This window comes from Paenibacillus anaericanus, assembly GCF_003994475.1.
Classification (GTDB): Bacteria; Bacillota; Bacilli; order Paenibacillales; family Paenibacillaceae; genus Fontibacillus; species Fontibacillus anaericanus.
The window spans coordinates 1-232 of record NZ_RZNY01000093.1; the positions used below are offsets into that span (position 1 = coordinate 1).

The window sequence follows — 232 nt, forward strand, 5'->3', positions numbered from 1 at the left end:
AAGGCAGATGCTCTCCCAGCTGAGCTAAGCCTCCAGGGAAAATACAACTTTTATTCTACCAGATAACCGCTTGTCAAAGCAAGTTAGATAAATAAAATGGTGACCCGTAGGGGAATCGAACCCCTGTTACCTCCGTGAAAGGGAGGTGTCTTAACCGCTTGACCAACGGGCCTCAAAGTATTACTTCGTAATCATAATAATAATGGCGGAGAGAGAGGGATTCGAACCCTCG

1 tRNA gene is annotated in these 232 nt (G+C 46.1%); it reads right to left on the reverse strand.

The window, feature by feature from the left end:
- Window positions 1-97 precede the first annotated feature (97 nt).
- Window positions 98-172, reverse strand: a tRNA-Glu gene (locus tag EJP82_RS27835).
- Window positions 173-232: the final 60 nt, after the last annotated feature.